Genomic DNA, 24,186 nt, shown 5'->3' on the forward strand with positions numbered 1-24,186 from the left:
AGGATATTACTCATGAATTTACAAAATCCAAAAAAATTCAAAATGCTTTTAGACCAAGCACATGAAACAGCTGTTAATGTATTACGTCCAATTTCACGTAAATACGATAAAGCAGAACATGCCTACCCAAAAGAGTTGGATATGCTTGCCTCTTTACTTGATGGTATGAACGATGGGGGCGATGGCTTAAATGCTGGTGCTGCAATCAACAAACGTGGTGACCATGACAACAGCAATAAAAATGGGACCAATATGTCAACCGCCTTAGGCATTATCGAAATGTGCTATGGCGATACTGGTTTACTTCTGTCTATGCCACGTCAAGGTTTAGGAAACTCTGCGATTGCTGCGGTTGCCAATGATGAACAGCTAGAACGATTTAAAGGTACATGGGCAGCAATGGCGATTACTGAACCGGGATGTGGTTCTGACTCCGCTGCTATTCGTACCACGGCAACACAAGACGGTGACGAATATATTCTCAATGGCGAGAAAATCTTTGTAACTTCAGGTGAGCGTGCAGATTCTGTGGTGGTCTGGGCAACATTAGATAAAAAATTGGGTCGAGCTGCGATCAAATCTTTTGTTGTACCTAAAGGTACACCAGGCATGAAAGTTGAACGCTTAGAACATAAACTCGGAATTAAAGCATCAGATACGGCTGCAATCAGTTTTATTGACTGTCGAGTACCTGCCGCGAATTTACTTGGCAATGCTGAAATTGATGTCGCAAAAGGCTTTGCAGGGGTAATGGAAACCTTTGATAATACTCGCCCTCTGGTTGCAGCAATGGCTGTAGGTTGTGCCAAAGCATCTTTAGAACGAATCAAGGAAATTTTTAAAGATGAACTTGATGCTGACTATGCCACTCCATATTTACAGAGCTCCAATTTAGCAGCGCAAATTTATCGAATGGAAGCGGAATGGGAAGCTGCTCGTTTACTCACCATTAAAGCCACTTGGATGGCGGATAATAAAAAACCCAACTCGCGCGAAGCCTCAATTGCCAAAGCTAAAGCTGGACGTATTGGCAATGAAATTACATTGAAATGTGTAGAACTCGCCGCAAGTGTGGGCTATAACGAAGATGAACTGCTTGAAAAATGGGCACGTGACTCAAAAATTCTCGACATTTTTGAAGGTACACAACAAATTCAACAGTTGATTATTGCCCGTCGTGAATTAGGAAAATCATCCAGTGAACTGAAATAGTTTCGAATGGTTGATCAAACCTCAACTGCTATAGTTTTGATCAATTAAATTATCAACTGATCACAAAAGGTAGAATTTTTGCTATAAAAATTCTACCTTTTTATTTTCATATTCATATGTATCAAATTCGAACCATACAAATACAAGATAATGCTGCGATTGCACAAGTCATTCGGGAGGTATCTAAAGAATTTGGTCTTGCACCTGAGTCTGGCTTTGCTGTTGCCGATCCTATTCTGGATGATTTATATCAAGTATACGCACAAGACAATGCACAATATTGGGTGATTGAGGATGGCAATGGTCGAATCGTTGGCGGTGGCGGTATTTCACCATTACAGGGCGATTCCTCTATTTTAGAAATTCAAAAAATGTATTTTTTACCCGAACTTCGTGGTCTGGGATTTGCAAAAAAGATCCTTGAACAATGTTTTGAGTTTGCCCAACATCATGGTTTTCAAGCCTGTTATTTAGAAACCACTAAAAACCTGTGGCAAGCGATAAAACTCTATGAAAAATTAGGCTTTGAGCATTTGCCCGCGCCTAAAGGCAACACAGGTCATAGTCATGCTTGTGAAGTTTGGATGCTTAAAACATTTGAACCTAGCACTTAATTAACTTTAGTCGTATTTTCATTGCTTTAAAGTCATTGGACAATGCGAAGATTAGAATTGTTTAAAAACTGAAATGTATTTTTTAATGCGACTTAAAAAAATGAATCCTTGGCAAAACAGTCATTGAAATTGCTTAACGGTAATTTACAATGAAAATGTTTAGATAATTTAATTTTTATACTTAGAAATTCATGATTTATAAGTATCTTGTGAAATTAAGGGAATGTATAAACAATGTTGTATTTGGAAGATTTAAACGTAGGTGATCATTTTAAAAGTCGTGAATACGAAATGACTTTGGATGAAGTTTTAGAATTTGCACATAAGTATGATCCGCAAGTGTTCCATACCGATGCAGAAAAAGCCAAAGATCATCCAATTTTTAAAGGATTAGCAGCAAGTGGCTGGCATACATCGGCAGTCACCATGCGACTCTGGACTGAATGCTTCCCTGTTGCATATGGACTGATTGGTTCAGAGTCCAGCTTACGATGGCCCAGACCTACACGAGTTGGCGATCGAATTCATGTCGATGTTGAAATTGTTTCGATTACCCCTTCTAAAACTAAAAATGATCGTGCTATTGTGACCTATATCACACAAGCTAAAAACCAAAATGATGATGTATTACTTATTTCAACCACCAAAATCGTGGTATTTAAACGTAATTTTGATGCGCATTAATCCTCAATTTGTCTTACAATATTTAAGGGTTTTTCCATATCATGACAATATGATGAAACAAGTAAAAGCAATGTTCAGAGCAATGGAAAGCACATGAAAACAGTCTCAGCTCGCCAAGATCAGGGAATTCCTGGTGTTTATGGACTATTATTATTAGATATCGTTTCGCGTTGGGGATATAGTGCGGAAACATTATTTGCACCGTTTAACTTTACCAGTGAACAGCTCGCAGAACCAGAGTGTCGAATACCTACACCACTTGCCAATGAGCTCATTAAACATGCGCTGAAACTGACAGGCGAAAGCACATTAGGCTTTCACCTCGGAACACAGATGCGTATTTCAATTCATGGCTTTATTGGCTATGCCATCATGACTGCCAATGACATTACTGATGCATTGGTACTGGCAAACCGATTTATTCAATTGCGTATGCCCTTTTTGCAATTGTACTTCTCAACATTCGGTGAAAAAGCGACATTACAGTTGCAATGTGATATTGAAATCGAACCTTTGCGCACTGAAATTGTGATGGGTTTGACTTTTGGGATCATGACCATGGCAAAGGCATTAACTGGAATTAATGACCTGCATGGTGATATTGATTTTGACTTTCCAAAGCCAGAAGGTTTTGACAAATACGTTGAAAAACTGTCAAAGCAATATACTATGCGTTTCGAACAGCCACACTTAATTGCCAGTTTTGACAAAGCTTATTTGGGTTTAAAGATGGTCAATGCCGACCCAATTGCCAGTCAAATTGCGATTAACCAATGTGAAGCAGAACTTTCCGCTTTAGGCGAAAGACGCCGTTTAGCAATGCGTGTGCGTGATATTTTAACTCATTCAGAACAGCATTATCTCAGTATCGAAAATGTTGCAGATCGCCTACATATGTCCGATCGTACCTTAAAACGTCAATTGGCAGCTGAAGGAACTTCTTTTTCAACATTGGTTGACGAAGTTCGTTACCGTCACGCAACTTCGTTACTTTCACGTACCGACTATACCCTTGAGCAAATTGCTGATGAACTTGGCTACAGTGATGTAGCAAATTTTAGTCGTGCATTTAAACGTTGGAGTGGACGCAGTCCTAGCAGTTGGCGTAAAGATCCTTACTTATAATATGCTTTGCACTGATTATTGATTTATATGAATAAGTTTATCAGTATCTCTGCTTTTTGTTTTGTTTGAAAAAGCGGTATAACTCGTGGCAAAAATAAATGGATTAATGGAGTCATTATGAATCATCCTTCTGATTTGAAGTATGCAGCAACACATGAATGGGTAAAAATTGAGGGTGATCTCGTGATTACCGGTATTTCAGATCATGCTCAAGATGCTTTGGGTGACCTTGTTTATGTTGAAGCTCCAGAAGTAGGTAGCCGTGTAACTGCTGGCGCTCAGGCAGGTGTTGTTGAATCAGTGAAAACTGCTTCTGATATTCATGCTCCTGTCTCAGGTGAAGTGGTCGAAGTAAATACCGCGCTTGAAGATGATCCAGATTTTGTCAATGATGACCCATATGGCAAAGGTTGGATTTATAAGATTAAGCCAGACAATATTGCTGATGTTGAAAAGTTACTCAGTAACACTGAATATGAAGCTGGACTTTAATTTTTAAGCACTTTATAAAAAGACCAGAATTTTCTGGTCTTTTTAATTTCATATCGAAAATTAGTACAGTTCTACAACTTATTAAGCCGAACACGCTAAAGTCTTTTCAGAAAGCTGTTCAGCAACTTCCAAAAGCAACTGCTCAGTTTTGCTCCAACCTAAACAGCCATCCGTAACAGATTGACCATAAGTCATATCACAAGAAATTTTTTGATTGCCATCAACCAAATGACTTTCCAACATCACACCACGAACATGAGTTAAATGTCTTTCTTCAATAATTTGCTGTAAAACCAACGGTTGCTTTAAAGGGTCTTTACTGCTGTTACCATGGCTACAGTCAATCACCAGCGCAGGTAATTTTCCTTGATGTTGATGGCGAATCTGCTGAATCGATGCAGCATCATAATTGGTTCCTTTGTTAGAACCACGCAAGATGATATGCGCTAAAGGATTGCCCTGACTATGTATGATGCACGGTGTACCTTTTTGACTCATGGCAAGGAATTGATGAGCATGGCTTGCAGATTGGATTGCATCTAAAGCAATTTGAATTGAACCATCTGTACCATTTTTGAAGCCGATACTGAAAGGCATGTGACTTGAAATTTCACGGTGAATTTGTGACTCACTGGTACGAGCACCAATCGCACCCCAAGCCAACAAATCATCAAAATAAGCTGTTGCCATCGGGCTTAAAATTTCGCTGGCAATCGGTAAACCTTTTTCAATAATTTGCAAATAAAGTTGGCGTGACTTCTCTAAACCCAATTGCATATTGGCAGACCCATCTAAATTTGGGTCGTATAAAAAACCTTTCCAGCCCACTGTTGTGCGTGGCTTTTCAATATAAGAGGTGGATCAGGAAATTTGAACAACACTTATAAGTGATATTTTGCTCCCCAAATGATGTTATAAACATCAATATATGGAGTATTTTATGACACGTAGACCAAGAAGAAATCATTCAAATGACTTTAAAGCTAAGGTAGCACTTGCTGCGATTAAAGCAGAAAAAACACTTGCTGAATTGAGTGCTGAATTTGATGTTCATCAAAACCAAATTATTGACTGGAAAAATCAACTGATTTCAGCTTCCTCGCAAGCTTTCGATCAATCAAAAGCTCCAACAGAACCACCCATCGATCTAAAAAAACTACATGCAAAAATCGGTGAGCAGGCATTAGAAATTGATTTTTTAGAAGGTGTGTTGAAGAAACTGGGTCGCTTCAACCACAAAAGTTAATCGATGACTCACTTCAGATTTCAGTATCTAAGCAAGCTAAGCTGCTGAAAGTCTCCCGTGGTTGTTATTACTATCGCCCAAAACCTGTGAGTGAATCAGATCTGAAGCTGATGCGCTGTATGGATGAGTTACATATGCAATACCCTTTTGCAGGTAGCCGTATGATGCGTGATTTATTGAATCGTCAAGGACATCATATAGGACGACGTCATACACGTACTTTAATGAAGAAAATGGGCATTAATGCGTTATATCGTAAACCAAATCTAAGTCAGGCCAATCAAGCTCACCGTAAATATCCATATCTGCTCAAAGGATTGGCTATTCAGCGCAGTAATCAAGTGTGGTCTACGGATATAACGTATATCCCTATGGCAAAAGGCTTTGTTTATTTATGTGCTGTGATTGATTGGCATAGCCGCAAGGTACTTGCGCATAGAGTATCGATTAGTATGGAGGTTACATTTTGCATAGAAACATTAAATGAAGCTATTGAAAAATATGGCCGACCTGAAGTCTTTAATACAGACCAAGGCAGTCAGTTTACCAGTGATGCATTTATTGATGTATTGAAATCAAATGGCATTCAAATCAGTATGGATGGTAAAGGTCGATGGGTTGATAATGTGATGGTTGAACGATTATGGCGGAGCGTTAAATATGAAGAGGTGTATCTCAAAGCCTACAGCAATGTTTTGGATGCGAAGAAGCAATTAAACGCATATTTTGAATTTTATAATTTGAAACGACCTCATTCGAGTCTGGACAAAATGACTCCAGATGAGTTTTACTATGACCAGCTACCACAACAAAATAAGGTAGCTTAACTAGAGCAGAGTATCACTTATAAATAAGCTTTTAGTTGTTCAAACAAGTGGGACCACCTCTGATTGATCTGATCTTTTTCTTGCTGTCTTGAAAGCTCAAAAAAATCAACTTGGTTATCATTGTTATTTTCATGTTGCGTTTCATTTTGCAGAAACACATAAGACTGAGGCTTCTTAAAGATATCTTCAGCACTATACACTGAACATGCAATTATTGATGTTATTAAGGTAGTTAAGAGTTTGTTCATCATAAATGTAAAATTTCAAATAAAAAAAGCAATTTTTATATTTTATAATGGCATTATCATATTTTCAAAGCTTAAAAAAATTAACTTGAATAACAATTATTTGTCTAAATCTATCACAGATTTAGACTGCATAAAAACTCACACTGAGTGAGTTTTTATTTGTTGAATTTTCATTAATCATAGAAAATTATCATGGATACTGATTAAAAATAATCTAAAGCTAACACCAAAAATAATAGAATAATGGATAAAATTAAATATGTATTGATGTTATGAAAGCTCTTAAGATAGTCTAACATTCGTTATCTCCCATAAGAATTTAATAAAATGCTACACGGGTGATCATTTTTTAAAAGTTCAGGAAAACAAAACTAGACAAAAAAATACTCAATGAAATTCACTAATCGACTGATGAAACATTCATATAGATGTGATAGATAACTATGCTAAATTACAGCACTCTATTTTTACTGAAAAAACAACAATTTGATCAAATGAGAGGTGGATCAGGAAATTTGAACAACACTTATAAGTGATATTTTGCTCCCCAAATGATGTTATAAACATCAATATATGGAGTATTTTATGACACGTAGACCAAGAAGAAATCATTCAAATGACTTTAAAGCTAAGGTAGCACTTGCTGCGATTAAAGCAGAAAAAACACTTGCTGAATTGAGTGCTGAATTTGATGTTCATCAAAACCAAATTATTGACTGGAAAAATCAACTGATTTCAGCTTCCTCGCAAGCTTTCGATCAATCAAAAGCTCCAACAGAACCACCCATCGATCTAAAAAAACTACATGCAAAAATCGGTGAGCAGGCATTAGAAATTGATTTTTTAGAAGGTGTGTTGAAGAAACTGGGTCGCTTCAACCACAAAAGTTAATCGATGACTCACTTCAGATTTCAGTATCTAAGCAAGCTAAGCTGCTGAAAGTCTCCCGTGGTTGTTATTACTATCGCCCAAAACCTGTGAGTGAATCAGATCTGAAGCTGATGCGCTGTATGGATGAGTTACATATGCAATACCCTTTTGCAGGTAGCCGTATGATGCGTGATTTATTGAATCGTCAAGGACATCATATAGGACGACGTCATACACGTACTTTAATGAAGAAAATGGGCATTAATGCGTTATATCGTAAACCAAATCTAAGTCAGGCCAATCAAGCTCACCGTAAATATCCATATCTGCTCAAAGGATTGGCTATTCAGCGCAGTAATCAAGTGTGGTCTACGGATATAACGTATATCCCTATGGCAAAAGGCTTTGTTTATTTATGTGCTGTGATTGATTGGCATAGCCGCAAGGTACTTGCGCATAGAGTATCGATTAGTATGGAGGTTACATTTTGCATAGAAACATTAAATGAAGCTATTGAAAAATATGGCCGACCTGAAGTCTTTAATACAGACCAAGGCAGTCAGTTTACCAGTGATGCATTTATTGATGTATTGAAATCAAATGGCATTCAAATCAGTATGGATGGTAAAGGTCGATGGGTTGATAATGTGATGGTTGAACGATTATGGCGGAGCGTTAAATATGAAGAGGTGTATCTCAAAGCCTACAGCAATGTTTTGGATGCGAAGAAGCAATTAAACGCATATTTTGAATTTTATAATTTGAAACGACCTCATTCGAGTCTGGACAAAATGACTCCAGATGAGTTTTACTATGACCAGCTACCACAACAAAATAAGGTAGCTTAACTAGAGCAGAGTATCACTTATAAATAAGCTTTTAGTTGTTCAAACAAGTGGGACCACCTCTATATGCACGCATCACTAAAAAAATATGATCTGAAACTTTTTCTTGGAGTTGAATTAAACGATCTGCATATTCAAGTGCAGATTTTTCATCATGAATTGAGCATGGACCTGTGATCACAAGTAAACGATGATCTAAACCATTGAGAATGTTTTGAATTGTTTGACGTTGTTCAGCAACTTGAAAAGCAAGTTTATGTTGTAATGGGAATTTTTCTTTTAACTCATAAGGCAAAGCTAACTGAGTTTCTATCGTTTGATTTTGTTGTAAAGCGATATTTAGAGCATTCATAATGTATTCCTTTGGACTCTCACTCAGTCCTAACTTTTATTTGAGCGTATGGGATCTATTCAAATGGGCAATCAAATTGTTCATTTGACCAAAGTAAAACCAATAAAAGTTGCTAAAATATACAGCGTTAAATTTCATCATGACATTCTCCAAAACTTTAAATTCAATCTATTTTAAAAGGTTAATATATAGGCATAAAAAAACCTGATCAGGGTTGCCGATCAGGTATTAACTTTGATGGGCAACCATTTCAGTGCCCGAACGACTTCAGGCAACTATCTAAAGAATTGCCAAAAATAATAAGAAGTAGCGATTACAGGTTGCTTTAACATCTTTATGTCGTTCATAAAAATCTATCTTGAATTCACAATACTCGCTGTGCCATGACTTTTCAAGCTATTTTTAAAAATATTTTGATTTTATATAAATGCGCTGAATAAACTGAATTAATTATGCATTTAATGATACATGTCCGGCGAAACGAGAATCTGTTTGCCTAACATTTTTTGTACTTGATCTGCGTTGATCGCTTGGCTAAATAAGAAACCTTGACCGAATTTGCATCCTATCGCGATTAAACTGTCCAATTGTTGTGTGGTTTCAATTCCTTCAGCGACAATATCTAGTGATAAAATTGGACCAAGCTTGGCAATTCCTTCGACGATCGCCTTGATTGAATCTTCCTCATGCATACGGTTAACAAAATTATAGTCAATCTTGAGGCTATCTACTGGATAATCTCGGATATGTGACATTGAAGAATGCCCTGTCCCAAAATCATCTAAAGCAATACGAACCCCTGCATGTTTAAGTTTTTTTAATGCCCGAACCACATATTCATAACCACGATCTGCAAGTACATGCTCCGTTATTTCGATTTCAATCAAATGTGCAGGAATTGCATAGTTTGTCAGTCGTTTTAATAAAGTTTCGGCATAATTATCTCGCATAAACTCTACAGGTGAGGCATTAATCGAAATGGGAACAACCTTTAAATCCAGGTTCATCCAATGCGACATATCGGTAAAAATACGATCATGCATAATTTCACTGATTTTAGTGGCCAATTCAAAATCATTAAACGCCTCTGCTACGGTAGAGGGGAAATAGACCTCTCCTTCTACATCTCGCCACCGCAATAATGCTTCAAAGCCAATAATTGAACAATCATCCAGTTTTACTTTAGGCTGGTAAAATGCCTCAACCTGATTACTTCGTATCATGTATCGTGCAGTATGTAATTGTTTAGCTTTACGTTGTGCAGTCTCCAACATATCAGCCCCAAACATACGCACACCACCACGTCCACGCTCTTTTAAGTCATTCAATGCTGTATCGGCACATTTTAAAAGACCCGATCCATCTTTAGCATCATCAGGGTAAATTGCTCCACCAATACTCATACCGCCGTTTAATAACTTACCAGTATAAGTAATTGGCGCTTCTAATTGTTTTAATAATTTTTTTGAGACTGTTTCAATTTTTTGATTGTTTTCTACATTTTCAACCACTACAGCAAACTCATCCCCCCCCAGTCTCGCAATATAGGCATGTTCATCAAGACAATTGGCTAGTCGTTTCGATAAAACTTTGAGTAAATGATCCCCTGCTGAATGCCCTAAAGTATCATTAATGTGTTTAAAATGATCGAGGTCAAGTAATAATAATCCAATTTTGCCACGGGAATCTCGGGCTTTACTGATCGAAGATTTTAGCCTTTTTTTGAATACACGACGGTTCATCAAACTCGTCATTTCATCAAATTCACTGTTTAATCGTAGCTTTTCTTCAGCAATGCGTTGTTTCGTAATATCTCTTGATACACACAAAATACTGGTCGTTTGCCCTTGTGCATTGACAATAGGCGTCAATATATTGTCCCAATACATGGTGACATTATTTAAAATACTCTTTCCAGCAAATCGGGCATTTTTTCCTTTAGCCGCTTCTTTGATTGCTTTTTTACCTTGCTCACGCACTTCAGGGGGCAACAATCCCAACCATTCCATACCAAAACTTGTGACTTTTTCTTGTCCGAGTAGTGCGAGACTGCCCGATTTATTCATGTGTAAAACATAACCATCTGGGCTAATGATTTTGATACAGTCAACACTCGCATCGAGCATGTCAGTATTGGCTTTTAATAATTGTTGAGTTTCCTGTAATTTTGAAAGGCGTTCATGAATATTGCTACATGTGATTGTCCAATCAAAATATTGCTTTTGATATAACGCACTTTGTGCGTTCAATAAAAACCATTGATATTTACCATCATGGCGTCGGATACGGCATTCTTGTTCAAAACGTTGACCTGTTTTGTATGCTTTCATCCAAATGTTTTGCATCAGCGCTCTATCTTCTGGATGTAAAAACTCCATCCATTGATGAGCGTCAATCTCATTATGATCAATTCCGAAATATTGTTTTAAAGCAGTATTACAATAGCCTTCACCAAATTTAGTCATCCAAATTAAATGTGGAACTTGGTCTAAGGCAAACTTAACTTCATTTGAAATTTGCACACACTGCGGCTTTATAGAATTCCGAGACGAACCCACCTGATTTATATTTCGATCATAAGGTAAATGTGCGCCAGCCATAGATTAATCCTATAATATCAGTGCAAATTCAATATAAACTCTTTTTCTAGATGATATATTTTAGCCACATGTTTATTTTGCAATCATTAACAGAAATGTTAACCCTTTCATTTATCAGAAAATAAATTGAATCAAGTCACATTTATAATAAAAGAATGCGAAATTATAGACAAATTTATCAATAAAATCTATGTTTAAATTATTGTCTACTATTTTTCTAATTTATCTTCATCAGATTAACACTGACATGTTTATTCACAATAATCAATTGAAGTTTGTCGGATAATATTTGAAACAATTGACTATTGTTTAAAATCACTTTTTTATTATTTAAAATAATTTAGCGGCAACTTCAAGTATCGAACCCCATTACTTTCAGCTTCAGGAAACTTCCCTGCATCCATATTGATTTGGATCGCAGGAAGAATCAATTTAGGCATGGATAAGCTAGCATCACGCTGTTCACGCATGCGAATAAATGCTGGTTTTGTGACACCGCTATGGATATGAATATTTTCTTGGCGTTGAGTTTTAAGATCCGTTTGGCAAGCATAGTCTGTACGTGACTCAGAAAGATAGTCATGGCATAAAAAAATGCGAGTATCATCAGCTAATTTAAAAATCTGCATGACAGAATCATAAAGTTGTGCCGCACTACCTTTTGGAAAGTCACAACGAGCAGTACCATAATCTGGCATAAACAATGTATCACCAACAAATGCCGCATCTCCGATCACATAGGTTAAACAAGCAGGAGTATGACCAGGTGTCGGAATATTATAAGCCTCTAATTGACCTATTTTAAAAACTTCATGATCTTTAAATAAATAGTCAAATGACTGATGAGAGTTTAATGCCTTTATATCCAGATGATAAATTTGGCTAAAAGTATCCTGTACGATAGCAATCTTTTCACTCATTGCAATTCGTCCACCAAGCTTTTGCTTTAAGTATTGTGAAGCCGTTAAATGATCAGCATGTACATGTGTTTCCAAAATCCACTCAACACAAAGTTGGTGTTGTTGAATATATTCAATGATTTGATCTGCATGCGTGGTGCTGGTGGTCGCTGATGCTGTATCATAATCCAATACACTGTCAATAATTGCACAACATTTGCTTATTGGATCAGTCACAACATAACTGAACGTATTGCTGTTTTCATCAAAAAAATCTTGAACAATTGGATTCATCACCAACTACACTCCTACAACCTTACGGTGAATAAGGACACCAGCCAACATTGCGATAATAAAGTACAGTGCGGGATAAACACCTGCGCCGATCAAAGTAAATGCAGGAGCTGGACATATACCTGCGATTCCCCATCCTATTCCAAAAAGCACAGCGCCGAGGATCAACTTTGTATCGATTTTCGTATTGATCGGTAAGTCAATTTTTTCATTAAATAAAGTGACTGGCTGACGTTTCACCTTCTGAAATGGTAAAAATGCGACCATGATCGCGCCGATCATGACAAAAGCCAAACTTGGGTCCCAATGACCAAATATATCTAAAAAACCAATCACTTTTGCAGGATTCGACATGCCTGAAAGCATGAGACCAATTGCAAATAAACCACCAAAAACAAAAGCAAATATATTTTTCATGTTCATGCTCCCAACACATGACGCATCACATAAACAGTCATGAATCCTGTCAGCATAAAAGTACAGGTTGCAACGAATGAGCGTTTAGATAAGCGACTAATCCCACAAATACCGTGTCCACTGGTACAGCCTGAACCCAGTCGCGTACCAAATCCAACCAAAAGACCTGCAATGATCAATAAAATTGGATCTGTAGTCATCATTTCAATTTGAGGATGAACCATAGAATTATAAAAAAATGGCGTAATCAACAAACCTAATAAAAACCATAATGCAGGCGTTTTTAATAGGGTTTTAGGGTTTAATACTTGTGCAACTAAACCACTAATACCCGCAATACGACCATTCACCAATAAATAGCCGACAACAGCCAGCCCAAGTAAAGTGCCACCAATGAAAGCAAGGATAAAGTCATGCATCATTTTAAACCCAAACAATATATATTTTTATAATATATGTTTTAATAATTTATTCAATATCATTGTTGTATATCGATATAAACTTTTCTGCAAACACATGAATAATATAAATTTTCAAAATTAAGCGCTATGAGTTTGGCTAGACCAACTCATAACTCGTTGATACATTGACAGACCTTTGAATGAAAAATTGAATACAGAATCATTCTTCATTAAATTCATTCAATACTTTATCAACAAACCATTTGGGAAAATAATGGACAGCTGGATTTAATTTTAATACTTCGGCATTCTCAATTTCAGCAATAAAAGAAGCTTTTTCACCATCACTTGAATTATCAAAAATATATGCGCGATCAGAAACCTCAATAGCGGACATCAATAAATCTAAACTGCGATAGTATCGTTCATAGATCTTATGTTCTGGAACATCATGTCCACCGGCATAAACACGATACTTAACACGTGCAATATTTATTTTAGGATCTACTGTTGCAACATAATATAAATATGTTTTGAACCCTTGACGTTTTGCTTCACCTAAGAATTCGACTTTACTGGCATGTGACATCACTGTTTCAAATGTAAAGCTTATTTTGAGCTTTAAAAACTCCATTCGAATAAAATCAATGATGCGCGCACAAAGATATGAATCTACTTCATCTAATTCAAAAACAATCACTTGATCATGTATGATTTTAGGTTGAGTGAATAATAGAGGTACTAATGTTTCATTTCTTTTACGTTTATTTTGTTTTAAAAACGTCAATAAGGCAGGAGCTGATAAAGCTGCATGGTAATCATTTAAACAGAGTTGCTGAGTAGCAAGCAACTGCTTTTCCAGTTCATCAGCATTTAAATACGCTCCAATTTGATTCGGAGCTAAATAATCTTTGATGGTACTTTTACCTGATCCATTCGGACCAGCAAACATTCTTATTCGTGGTGGTCGCATGTAAAAATTATGCCAAGACCTCTTGTTTCTTTTTACGCTTTAAAACACTACGTTTTAATTTAGGTAATATATATGCTGTAGATAAATCTTGAATAACGGTGACTTCACCATGCAATTGTTGAACAAGTAGTCGATCTTTAACATAGGTGACACCCGCATCAGACAAACTCGCCTGCCTAAATGCATCATGAAATGCATCAATAGCAAGCATTGGAATTGTTGCTTCTTCCCGTAATGAAGTTTTCATGACTGTAAATTGACTCATGGAAAAATCCCCAGTCTGTTTGCGTTGTTTTCGTTATCATAACATAAGACGTATTTTTGTCTATTTATTCAACATCTTTCATACATGTCAAAATACCGCTAAATATTGTATAAATATCAACATGTATATATTTATAAAATTGATTTAGAAATTCACGAAAAAACATATGTTCGAACCCATGCGACATGCTTGGACACAGTTATACTAAGCCAAACCATGATGGAAATGTTTTATGCCCAACGATCTTAAAATTGATGTCATGCGTGACTCTGCCTCATCAGTTGTTACAATCCTAAAATCTTTGGCGAATACTGATCGTTTACTCATTTTGTGTCATTTGGCTCAACAAGAGTTGAATGTTTCACAAATTGAAGAACATACTCAAATTAATCAACCAACACTCTCACAACAATTAATGATGTTACGTAAAAGTGATGTGGTTGCGACACGTAGAGATGGAAAACAGATTTATTATTCGATTAAAGATGACAAACTCACCACTGTTTTAAAAATGCTGTATGACCTTTACTGTCCTAAAATTTAAACTTTTCTATAATTTTAAAAATAAAAACAGAAACTTATCTCTTAAGCACTTATTGTCGCTATTTTTCTTAGCATTTTTTCTGCATAATATATATGAAAATGTGATATTGAAAATCCAATGGCTACTCCTAGATTGCAATTTAGTAAAATGCTTCCTGCTTGGCAATGGTTACAAGACTATACTGTTCCTAAATTTCGAGCCGATTTACTCGCCGCTTTAATCGTTATTGCCATGCTGGTTCCACAAGGAATGGCATATGCAATGGTTGCAGGCTTGCCTCCAGTCACGGGGTTATATGCCAGTATTTTACCAATGATCATTTATGCCATCGTTGGCGGAAGCCCAACTTTGTCCATTGGTCCTGTTGCACTGATTTCGATGATGACCTTTGCAACGCTTGAACCTTTGTATGAGGTTGGATCACCTGTTTATATTCAAGCCGCATGCTTATTGGCAATTTTAGTTGGCATACTTTCGACATTACTTGGCATTTTTAGGTTTGGTTTTTTAATTCGTTTAATCAGCCATCCTGTAATTAAAAGTTTTATTATCGCCTCTGCTGTGTTGATTGCACTCAGCCAAGTGAAGTTTATGTTGGATATTCCACTAAAATCAGGAAATATCGTTGAGTTTATCCAAAGTGCTTGGCAATATCTTCGATTTACCAGTATTGAAACTTTAGTTTTTGGTATCGCTGCAACACTGTTTTTGCTCTATATGCCAAACCTTTTGAAGTCAAAAATCTGCCATACCTTTTCAACTTCTGTGCAATTTTGGATCAAGGCACTGCCTCTTATATTGGTGTTTATTTCAATTGCATTGATTCATTTTTTACATATAGATCAATATGGAATTAAAACTGTCGGTGAAATTCCTTCAGGATTTCCACCGTTTGCCATGCCTTACTGGAACTGGGATTTAGTGATTCAGCTTCTGCCTGGTGCAGCCATGATTACAATGGTCAGTTTTGTAGAGTCTATATCCATAGCTCAGACGACTGCCTTTCAACAACGTAGTGAATTAAATAGCAATCAAGAGCTTATAGCCTTAGGTCTTGCCAATTTTAGTGCTGGTGTTACCTCGGCATTTCCTGTGACGGGTAGCTTATCCCGTACTGTAGTCAATGCAGATGCTGGTGCAAAAACACCGATGGCTGGAGTTTTATCATCTATTTTTATTGTTATTGTCAGTTTATATCTTACAGGATTATTTAAAGAGTTGCCTCTGGCAATTCTTGCAGCAACCATTATGGTGTCGATTTGGAAGTTAGTCGATTTTAAGCCGTTTATTGAAACTTGGCGCTATTCAAAAGCAGATGGTCTTGCAATGTGGGTGACCTTTTTTGGCGTATTGTGTATCGACATTTCTACAGGTCTAATCATCGGCATTATTTCGACATTCATTTTGTTATTGTGGCGAATCAGTCGCCCACATATCGCTGTGATTGGTCTAGTTGAAGGTACTCAACACTTTCGTAATATTTCCCGCCATGAAGTGCTGACCAGTACCAATATTGTCTCAATCCGTATAGATGAGAATTTAACTTTTTTAAATGCTAATACTTTAAAAGAATTTGTGATTTTTGAAGTCAGTCAACATCCTGAACTGCATCATGTTGTGATTAATTGTTCAAGTATCAGCAATATTGATGCAAGTGCTTTAGAAACATTGGAAGAAATCAATAATGAATTAAAGAATTTAAAAATTCAGATGCATTTTACTGAGATTAAAGGTCCAGTTATGGATCGTTTAAAACAGTCGAATTTAATCAATGAACTGAGTGGGACAGTCTATTTGACGCATTACCAAGCAATGCATGCCTTAGATGCTCAAACTTTCAGATAAAAAATCATTTAATTTATCAACAATTTTTAATATGATTGCTGAAAAAGCTATATATTTTTTAATATCTTAATTTTTATGGTGAAAATGTGGTATTTAAGTTTTCGCGTTTAGGTATAGAATAGCCGGCTTGTTCATTGATTTTAGACCAGTTTAGGCAAAAAGGTTCAATATGTTTGCTGCCCTAGCACGTTTAAGTTTAGTTACACGTATTCTTATTGCCATCATTCTTGGTTTTTTAGTTGCGTATTTATTTCCAAATTCAGCCGGATATTTCAATATTTTAGGCGAGCTTTTTATTAAAGCATTAAAATCTATTGCACCGATTCTGGTATTTGTATTGGTTCTCGCTTCAATTGCTAATTTTAAAGTGGGTGGCGGTGCAAGCAATTTAAGACCTATTCTGATTTTATATGCCATCGGAATGTTATTGGCTGCGATCAGCGCAATAATAATTAGTACATTATTCCCAAGTACACTCATTTTCACGCATGCCAGTGAAGCAGCTTTACAACCACCAGGAAGTGTGGCTGAAGTATTAAAAAATTTACTGCTGAGTTTTATTACCAACCCAATCACAGCACTACATGAAGCCAATTTTATTGGTATTCTGGCTTGGGCTGTTGGTCTAGGTGCTGCACTTCGTCATGGTTCGGAAACCACAAAACAAGTGATTACAGATGTAGCAGATGCAGTTAACAGTATTATTCGTATTGTGATTTCATTTGCGCCAGTCGGTATTTTTGGTTTAGTGGTCGCTACTTTTGCACAAGCTGGTTTGGAAACGCTAAAAAACTATGCACATTTGATTGCAGTCCTTGTGGGAACAATGTTGTTTGTTGCGTTGGTGATCAATCCATTGATCGTGGGTATTGTGATGCGTAAAAACCCATACCCTTTGGTACTCAAATGCTTAAGAGAAAGTGGAATTACTGCATTCTTTACGCGTAGTTCTGCGGCCAATATTCCAGTCAATCTTGATTTGGCGAAGCGTTTGGGTGTAAATGATACCACTGCCAACGTCGCGATTCCTTTAGGTGCGACAATCAACATGGCTGGCGCAGCAGTAACGATTACGGTACTCTCTCTAGCAGCAGTACATACCCTTAATATTCATGTTGATATTGTCACCATGGTTATCTTATGTATTGTATCTGTTTTATCTGCATGTGGTGCTTCAGGTGTTGCCAGTGGTTCTTTGCTACTGATTCCAATTGCATGTGGTTTGTTTGGGATTCCTTCAGAAATCGCGATGCAAGTGGTGGCGATTGGGATGGTCATCAGTGTATTGCAAGATTCAACAGAAACTGCATTAAATTCATCTACTGACGTTATATTTACAGCAGCAATTGACCTCTCAAAAAGGTAATTTGCCGAAGGTATGAAGAAAAGAAGGAATTATGCCTCTTCAATATTTACCAGCCTGGATTCAGCTTGGTGCTTTTATGCTTGCAGTCAATGCAGGCATAATTAATGTATTGGGCTTAATCACGGTTCTACACCAATCGATCTCTCATATGACGGGTAATGCCAGTTTGTTTGCTCAAGCACTGGTACATCAACAATATAGTCATGTTGTATATCTGCTGCTGATTATCATCAGTTATGTGCTGGGTTCAAGCTATAGTGGCTATATTTTAGGTAATAGTCATTTTCAACTTGGTCGTAGATACGGCATACCGCTGAGTCTAGTCAGTATTTTTATTTTTTTGTGTTGGGTATTTATTCCCTATCATCCGCAATACGCCTTACTTTGGGCAAGTGCCGCCATGGGTATACAAAATGCCATGGTGAGCCATTACAAAGGTACAATTATTCGTACCACGCATCTTTCAGGTGTATTAACAGATTTAGGATTAGCATTAGGCTATTTTTTCAGAGGGCTTGTGGTTGAAAAACGCCGCATAACTTTGCATTTACTGATTCTTTTTGGATTTATTCTGGGTGGAATCATTGCCAGTATTGTCCATCCTTATTTACAATTGAATGCATTCCTTATCCCTGCTGGATTAAGTTTAGTATTAAGCTTAGTGTATTGGTTTATTTATTTTCGGCATGGCTCGAAACACAGTTAATCGTTGGTTATTATTATGGTTAAAAACGCATTACAAGCGCAATTACTCAAAGCTGGCTTAGTTGATAATAAAAAAGCAAAGAAGCTTTCTAAGCAAGCACAACATGAACAGCGTACTGGTCAAAGTAATGAGGCTGAACTCAAAGCAAAAATTGAGCAAGACAAACAAGAAAAAGTCTCTAAAGACCAGGCACTGAATCAAGAAAAACAAAGAATTTTAGATGAAAAAGCATTGAAAGCATCAATCATCCAAATGATCAAGCAACATAAAATCAAAGATACAGATGGTGATGTTACCTATCAGTTTATTGATGGTTCAATTAAGAAAATTTATCTTAATCAACAAGTCTACAATGCTCTGGTTGCAGGTAGCTTAGTGATTGCACATGATCATGATGCTTATGCCATATTACCTAAAGCTTTAGCAGATCGTATCAATGAGAAAATGACTGGCTTTATTATTGTCAATAATTCTGAAAAGAATGAACAGGTCACAGATGAAGAAGATCCGTATGCAGCTTACGTCATTCCAGATGATTTAATGTGGTAATTTTGGGTCAGATTAAAACGTATTTAATTATGTAAAAAATGGATTGTGTGCTCAGGTGAATCGAAAAGAATCATCGACACAATCCAGCTTAAACAGCGCAATGAACGATCTTGAAATAAGCATTCTGGCACTAACCATATGTATTTTTGTCACGCAATCAATGCATTGGTATCAATAGATATCAAATATAGCTGTGACTTTGAAATCACTTAATCAAAAAAAGTCTTGATTAATATTCCCACACTAAGAACGATCAAGAATAATTAAAGATAAAAACCCAAAATCACAAAACTAAGCAAACAAACAGTTTCTGCAATCTCTATACTCGCACCAATCGTATCCCCTGTAATGCCATCAATTCTTTGAATAAATTTATGTCGGAGATAAATGAGCGTTAAAATAAAAATGATTGCTGTCGCTAATCCAACCCAAACAAAGTATCCGACAGCCAATAGACTGATACTAAAAATGATGATCGACCATGTTTTAGGGATGTATTGTGCAATGGTAGAACCTAAACCTCTTTCACGAACATATTCTGTGGTCAGAAATAAAAAAAGTGGCGTTAAACGTCCAAAAACTGGAAATAACACCAAAGCAGTGTAGAGTTGTTCTTGAAGTAAAACATACAATGCAGACCATTTAATGATACAAACAATGATCAGACTTAATACGCCGATTGGTCCACAGGCAGGGTCTTTCATTATTCTAAGGGTATTTTCTTTATCGCCAAAACCACCTACCCATGCATCGGCAGTATCGGCCAAACCATCCAGATGAAGTCCACCTGTTAACCAAATCCAGATCACCAGAATAAAAGTGCTTAATAAAACAACAGGTAAAATATGCAATAGGCTGGCTACTGCATAAAGCACTAAGCCAATTAATAAACCAACCACTGGATAGAATAATAATGAACAGCCATTCTGCTGCGGTGAAGGCATTTTTCTTAAATGAACAGGAACAATCGTTAGAAACTGCAATGCAATAAAAAATGGAGTCATTTACCATCCTCCAAAAGTTCCAGTTGCATGGTTTCACTGTCTAAAATAAAGCGATTTAATTGCCCTAAATCAGCAGTCATTTTTAAAATATCATCTAAAGATTGTTGCAGTGCCATACATTTTAATAACTTAATCACACCGCCATGTGTGACCACTAAAGCAGTTTGACTGTTTGATGCCAGCATATGTTGTTGAATCGAATACAATGCCTGATTGATTCGAGATTGAAAATCTAAATATTTTTCAGCATTGGGTGGGGTAAAACGAGTTGGGTACTGCCAAAAATTTGCCAAAAGTTCAGGAGAATCTGTATAAATCTGTTGAACAGAAATACCCTCCCAGTCCCCAAAATGTATTTCTTGAAGCCGTTGATCCTGCATCAACGGAATCCTGACTTGTTGTGAAAAAGACTGAGCAAATTGTGCACAGCGTTTTAAAGGAGAGCTGAACACATAATCCCACTGTGTTTGAACTGAGTTTTGATCTAAGAATATGCTCTGGTGCATTTGCTGCCAGCCCAATTCTGTTAAATCGTCATCAGTCGAGCCGCGCAAAGTATGACTTAGCGTGGTTTCGCCGTGACGTAATAGATCAACCCTCAGTTTCATTTATCTGCTCTTGTTTTGAATATTTTAAACTTTTTCACCAATCACAGCAGCTTCAGCAAATGTTGCCATATTGTTATGTAAGCTACATGCGAGTTTAATGACCCCTAGTGAGGCTCCTGCTCCACTTCCTTCCCCCAAACGCAAATTCAATTTTAATAATGGATCAGCATTGAGTTCTTGTAATATACGCAAGTGACCATATTCAGCAGATTGGTGCCCAAACAACATCCACTGACGAACTGCAGGATTCAACTGAACTGCTACCAAAGCTGCAACAGAACTGATAAATCCATCCACAATCACAGCTAAACCGACCTGAGCACAACGAATATATGCACCCGTCATTGCTGCAATTTCTAAGCCACCGACTGCACAAAGCGCCTTAAATACATCACTTTTAACATAATTTTTATGCATTTCAACAGCATTTTTAATTATATTTTTCTTATGTATCAATTGCTCTTCTCGAATCCCTGTACCTACACCTGTTAATTGCTCTGCTGGTTCATTTAATAAAAAGCTTGCAACGGCTGAAGCAGCACAGGTATTTCCTATTCCCATTTCTCCAGCAATATAAATCGAAGCATGATTGGCAAAGGCTTTTTCAACACTTTTACGTCCTAAATCCATAGCTTTAGCACATTGTTCTTCAGTCATCGCCACTTGTTTTGCAAAGTTTGCTGTTCCTGGTGCAATACAGTGACGTTCAACACCTTGATATTCGTAAGCGTCTCCGACCGTACCACAATCAATCACTTGCAATGTCGCTGCATATTCTTTGGCAATCACACTGATACATGCGCCGCCAGTTGCAAAATTTTGCAGCATTTGTCGTGTTACCGCTTGCGGATAGGCTGACACATTTTCTGCCATTACCCCATGATCACCTGCAAATATTGTAATCCAAGGATGTTCAAGCTGTGGTTTAGGATTATTTTGTAGACTTGCCAATTGCACAGCGACATTTTCTAGAGCAGCAAGTGAACCCGTCGGCTTGGTCAATTGCGATTGACGTTGTTCAGCCTGTTGTTTCATCTCTGCACTTGGAACTTTGCATGCTTCTAACCACCAACTCATTGTTTTTCTCCATATCAATCATTTTTAAACATATAAATATCAATTCGATCTATGATTTCGACCACTAGAAATCATAGAGCTTCGTTTTTTAAAACCATTGGAAAACCAGCAACACAAAATAAAACTTTATCAGCAATTTGCCCCAACTGCTGATGCAAGCGCCCAGACTCATCAACGAATTTACGGGTGATTTCTCCCATAGGAACAACACCAAGTCCAGTTTCATTACTCACCAAGATCACTTGAGACTCTAATTTAGGCAGGATTTGCAGTAGTTTTTGACATTCCTGAATCTGTAGATTTTGATCATCATGTATTAACAAATTACTCATCCACAAAGTTAAACAATCGACTAGAATCAAATGCCCTTTTTGATCATTTTTTTCCAATATATCCGCAAGATAATGTGTTTCTTCAATCAATTCCCATTCACTTGGGCGTTGCGACTGATGGTGAGCTATGCGTACTTGCATTTCCTGATCCCAAGCTTGGGCAGTCGCAATATAGATCACTTTTAAATCTGAATCTTTTGCAATCTGTTCTGCAAGTTTACTTTTTCCAGAACGTGCGCCCCCCAAAATTAGTTGCAGCATGGATTCTGCTCCAAAGATACTTTTTTAGTATTTGAGTTGAGTGAATAGTATTCTAAATCAAATAATTTGCCTTGTAGATCGTTTGCTTTATAAAAACCAAAATGCAGTTGATCTATCGTGATTTCAAACTGTTGTTGCTGTGTCATTTCAATTTCTTCTAAAATTTGTTGTGATGGAAACTCTGCCTTATAAAGTCCTAGAGTAATATGTGGACAATATTGTGTAGGTGCTATTTCTTGGGTTGAATATGATAAAATTTTTTTAATATTGCTTAGGCTATTTTGATCATCATGAATATCAACAAAAAGTGCACTGCTAAAACTATTTATCTTACCCGTCTTGAGTTTAAAAGGTTGAAGATTACTTTTCTTTAAATCTTGCAGATGCTGTTGTAATTGTTTGAATTGGAAATCATCATCGAATTGTGGAGATAAATCTGTTAAAAACCCACAAATATATATCGTGATATGAAATTGTCGTGTGTTGGGATGAAATAAAAAATTTGAAAACTTTTGTCTCAATTGATTTAGATAATCAACTAAGGCTGGATGCTTAATTTCAATGTACCATAAAGCGTAGTTTTCCCTCCCTTTGTGCCACTCAGGATAATCATATGCTTGTGTTACTACAGTGGTACTTTGGGAATGTAAGAACATGTTAAAATTCACATTCGTTTGAATGACTCTATTAAAGCATGGAATCCACTGATTTAATTACTAAATTGCATGAGTGTTGTTCAATCAAAAGAGAATTTTATTCAATTTAATTGTTCAAGCTTACTTTTAAAATCTTTCATTGACTCAAAATAATCATCTGCCATGTCCAACATGCGCTGATTTGGCGCTTTAATATCTCGAATCAAAATAGCTACACCACTTGCATCGTGTGCTGAACGAAGCCCATTTTCTGAATCTTCAATCATAAAGCAGTTTTTTGGTGCTAAATTGAATTTTTCACACGCAGTTTTAAAAATTTCTGGATGAGGTTTTCCTTGTAATACCTCATCACCACACACTAAAAATTTAAAATAATGCTCAATATTGGCGATTTGAAGGTATTTCTCCGCAATCTCCCGCGCACTTGATGTAGCGACTGCCATGGGAATCTGACGTGAATACAAATACTTCAATGTTTCGAGTACACCCTCTTTTAATGGCACGCCATTTGACTCAATCATTGCCAATTCAATTTGAGCTGCACGTTTACGAATCTGCTGATAAGGAATATTTGCGCCATAAAATTGCTGTGCTAAAAGTTCAGAGCTTGACTCATTAAGCCCTAAGCATTGCATTAAATAATCCAGTGAGAATTCAAGCTGCATAATGTCTAAAGAGGATTGTTGTAAAGCTTTAAATCTAAGCCGTTCTGTATCCAGTAAAGTGCCATCCATGTCAAAGATCGCAGCTTGAATAATATGTTGATGAAACTTCACACTTGACCTATAGAAAATAAATAAAAGGGAGACGTATATCTCCCACACATTAAAATAGCAAACTATTGAATATTATAGCATTGCTTAAGCTTTAAATA

General features: G+C 36.8%; 24 protein-coding genes and 2 pseudogenes. 12 read left to right on the top strand and 14 right to left on the bottom strand.

Annotation, left to right across the window (positions count from 1 at the left end; translation table 11 throughout):
- Positions 1-12 precede the first annotated feature (12 nt).
- The 5 genes from I9192_RS11480 (at position 13) to gcvH (ending at position 4,127) form a co-directional block, all read left to right on the top strand.
- Positions 13-1,212, top strand: a complete 1,200-nt coding sequence (locus I9192_RS11480; RefSeq protein ID WP_005031685.1) for an acyl-CoA dehydrogenase family protein — start codon at positions 13-15, stop codon at positions 1,210-1,212.
- A gap of 116 nt (positions 1,213-1,328) precedes the next feature.
- Positions 1,329-1,826 carry a GNAT family N-acetyltransferase gene (locus I9192_RS11485; RefSeq protein WP_005031686.1) on the top strand — a complete coding sequence of 166 codons (498 nt, stop codon included), beginning with the start codon at positions 1,329-1,331 and terminating at the stop codon, positions 1,824-1,826.
- Positions 1,827-2,060: 234 nt separating this feature from the next.
- Positions 2,061-2,510, top strand: coding sequence for a MaoC family dehydratase (locus tag I9192_RS11490; RefSeq protein WP_004830661.1), 450 nt, complete (start codon positions 2,061-2,063; stop codon positions 2,508-2,510).
- A gap of 93 nt (positions 2,511-2,603) precedes the next feature.
- On the top strand, positions 2,604-3,635 hold the full coding sequence (locus I9192_RS11495) for an AraC family transcriptional regulator (RefSeq protein WP_005031687.1): 1,032 nt from the start codon (positions 2,604-2,606) through the stop codon (positions 3,633-3,635).
- 117 nt (positions 3,636-3,752) lie between these two features.
- On the top strand, positions 3,753-4,127 hold the full coding sequence (gene gcvH, locus I9192_RS11500) for a glycine cleavage system protein GcvH (protein WP_004830659.1): 375 nt from the start codon (positions 3,753-3,755) through the stop codon (positions 4,125-4,127).
- Positions 4,128-4,208: 81 nt separating this feature from the next.
- Here gcvH and I9192_RS11505 read toward each other — a convergent pair.
- Positions 4,209-4,982 (bottom strand): annotated as a pseudogene (locus I9192_RS11505) (3-deoxy-7-phosphoheptulonate synthase); the annotation flags it as partial.
- A gap of 85 nt (positions 4,983-5,067) precedes the next feature.
- Between I9192_RS11505 and I9192_RS11510 the strand changes: the two are divergent.
- A protein-coding gene (locus I9192_RS11510) for an IS3 family transposase (protein WP_223672967.1) occupies positions 5,068-6,200 on the top strand; the annotation gives its coding sequence in 2 pieces (ribosomal slippage) (positions 5,068-5,320 and positions 5,320-6,200; 1,134 coding nt in all).
- 833 nt (positions 6,201-7,033) lie between these two features.
- A protein-coding gene (locus tag I9192_RS11515; protein WP_223672967.1) for an IS3 family transposase occupies positions 7,034-8,166 on the top strand; the annotation gives its coding sequence in 2 pieces (ribosomal slippage) (positions 7,034-7,286 and positions 7,286-8,166; 1,134 coding nt in all).
- Between the two features lie 61 nt (positions 8,167-8,227).
- Here the strand turns inward: I9192_RS11515 and I9192_RS11520 are convergent.
- From I9192_RS11520 to I9192_RS11550, 7 genes and pseudogenes are all read right to left on the bottom strand, one after another.
- A pseudogene (locus I9192_RS11520) lies at positions 8,228-8,515 on the bottom strand (3-deoxy-7-phosphoheptulonate synthase); the annotation flags it as partial.
- Positions 8,516-8,973: 458 nt separating this feature from the next.
- Complete coding sequence (locus tag I9192_RS11525) at positions 8,974-11,115, bottom strand: sensor domain-containing protein (RefSeq protein ID WP_005031689.1); 2,142 nt, start codon at positions 11,113-11,115, stop codon at positions 8,974-8,976.
- A 326-nt stretch (positions 11,116-11,441) separates the two neighbouring features.
- Positions 11,442-12,308 carry an MBL fold metallo-hydrolase gene (locus I9192_RS11530; protein ID WP_005031690.1) on the bottom strand — a complete coding sequence of 289 codons (867 nt, stop codon included), beginning with the start codon at positions 12,306-12,308 and terminating at the stop codon, positions 11,442-11,444.
- A 6-nt stretch (positions 12,309-12,314) separates the two neighbouring features.
- Positions 12,315-12,725, bottom strand: a complete 411-nt coding sequence (locus I9192_RS11535; RefSeq protein ID WP_005031691.1) for a DUF6691 family protein — start codon at positions 12,723-12,725, stop codon at positions 12,315-12,317.
- A gap of 2 nt (positions 12,726-12,727) precedes the next feature.
- Positions 12,728-13,144, bottom strand: a complete 417-nt coding sequence (locus I9192_RS11540; RefSeq protein ID WP_010591261.1) for a YeeE/YedE family protein — start codon at positions 13,142-13,144, stop codon at positions 12,728-12,730.
- 202 nt (positions 13,145-13,346) lie between these two features.
- Entirely contained in the window at positions 13,347-14,099 is a 753-nt protein-coding gene (locus I9192_RS11545; RefSeq protein WP_005031693.1) for a hypothetical protein, read from the bottom strand.
- Positions 14,100-14,106: 7 nt separating this feature from the next.
- Positions 14,107-14,364, bottom strand: coding sequence for a hypothetical protein (locus I9192_RS11550; protein ID WP_005031694.1), 258 nt, complete (start codon positions 14,362-14,364; stop codon positions 14,107-14,109).
- 232 nt (positions 14,365-14,596) lie between these two features.
- On the opposite strand from I9192_RS11550, the gene I9192_RS11555 reads away from it, so the two are divergent.
- The 5 genes from I9192_RS11555 (at position 14,597) to I9192_RS11575 (ending at position 19,374) form a co-directional block, all read left to right on the top strand.
- The gene (locus I9192_RS11555) at positions 14,597-14,908 is read left to right on the top strand and encodes an ArsR/SmtB family transcription factor (RefSeq protein WP_004830638.1); all 312 of its coding nucleotides are present in this window, start codon (positions 14,597-14,599) and stop codon (positions 14,906-14,908) included.
- A 117-nt stretch (positions 14,909-15,025) separates the two neighbouring features.
- Positions 15,026-16,753, top strand: coding sequence for a SulP family inorganic anion transporter (locus tag I9192_RS11560; RefSeq protein ID WP_005031695.1), 1,728 nt, complete (start codon positions 15,026-15,028; stop codon positions 16,751-16,753).
- A gap of 169 nt (positions 16,754-16,922) precedes the next feature.
- Positions 16,923-18,119: a serine/threonine transporter SstT gene (sstT, locus tag I9192_RS11565; RefSeq protein WP_005031697.1), complete on the top strand. Its 1,197-nt coding sequence runs from the start codon at positions 16,923-16,925 to the stop codon at positions 18,117-18,119.
- A 31-nt stretch (positions 18,120-18,150) separates the two neighbouring features.
- A complete protein-coding gene (locus tag I9192_RS11570) occupies positions 18,151-18,825 on the top strand; it encodes a YoaK family protein (RefSeq protein WP_005031699.1) in 675 nt (224 codons plus the stop codon).
- A 15-nt stretch (positions 18,826-18,840) separates the two neighbouring features.
- Entirely contained in the window at positions 18,841-19,374 is a 534-nt protein-coding gene (locus I9192_RS11575) for a DUF2058 domain-containing protein (protein WP_004830633.1), read from the top strand.
- Positions 19,375-19,637: 263 nt separating this feature from the next.
- On the opposite strand, the gene I9192_RS11580 is transcribed toward I9192_RS11575, so the two are convergent.
- From I9192_RS11580 to I9192_RS11605, 6 genes are all read right to left on the bottom strand, one after another.
- Positions 19,638-20,378 (bottom strand): adenosylcobinamide-GDP ribazoletransferase, encoded by a 741-nt coding sequence (locus I9192_RS11580; RefSeq protein WP_005031701.1) that lies wholly within the window; start codon positions 20,376-20,378, stop codon positions 19,638-19,640.
- Positions 20,375-20,986 (bottom strand): histidine phosphatase family protein, encoded by a 612-nt coding sequence (locus I9192_RS11585; protein WP_005031703.1) that lies wholly within the window; start codon positions 20,984-20,986, stop codon positions 20,375-20,377. The genes I9192_RS11580 and I9192_RS11585 overlap by 4 nt, the downstream gene beginning before the upstream one ends.
- 24 nt (positions 20,987-21,010) lie before the next feature.
- A complete protein-coding gene (gene cobT / locus I9192_RS11590; protein WP_005031705.1) occupies positions 21,011-22,063 on the bottom strand; it encodes a nicotinate-nucleotide--dimethylbenzimidazole phosphoribosyltransferase in 1,053 nt (350 codons plus the stop codon).
- A gap of 71 nt (positions 22,064-22,134) precedes the next feature.
- Positions 22,135-22,656, bottom strand: a complete 522-nt coding sequence (gene cobU, locus I9192_RS11595; protein WP_005031707.1) for a bifunctional adenosylcobinamide kinase/adenosylcobinamide-phosphate guanylyltransferase — start codon at positions 22,654-22,656, stop codon at positions 22,135-22,137.
- Positions 22,644-23,312, bottom strand: a complete 669-nt coding sequence (locus I9192_RS11600) for a 2'-5' RNA ligase family protein (RefSeq protein WP_005031709.1) — start codon at positions 23,310-23,312, stop codon at positions 22,644-22,646. The genes cobU and I9192_RS11600 overlap by 13 nt, the downstream gene beginning before the upstream one ends.
- A 101-nt stretch (positions 23,313-23,413) precedes the next feature.
- Entirely contained in the window at positions 23,414-24,088 is a 675-nt protein-coding gene (locus I9192_RS11605) for an HAD family hydrolase (protein ID WP_046760683.1), read from the bottom strand.
- Between the last annotated feature and the right edge of the window lie 98 nt (positions 24,089-24,186).

This window comes from Acinetobacter bereziniae (assembly GCF_016576965.1).
GTDB lineage: Bacteria > Pseudomonadota > Gammaproteobacteria > Pseudomonadales > Moraxellaceae > Acinetobacter > Acinetobacter bereziniae.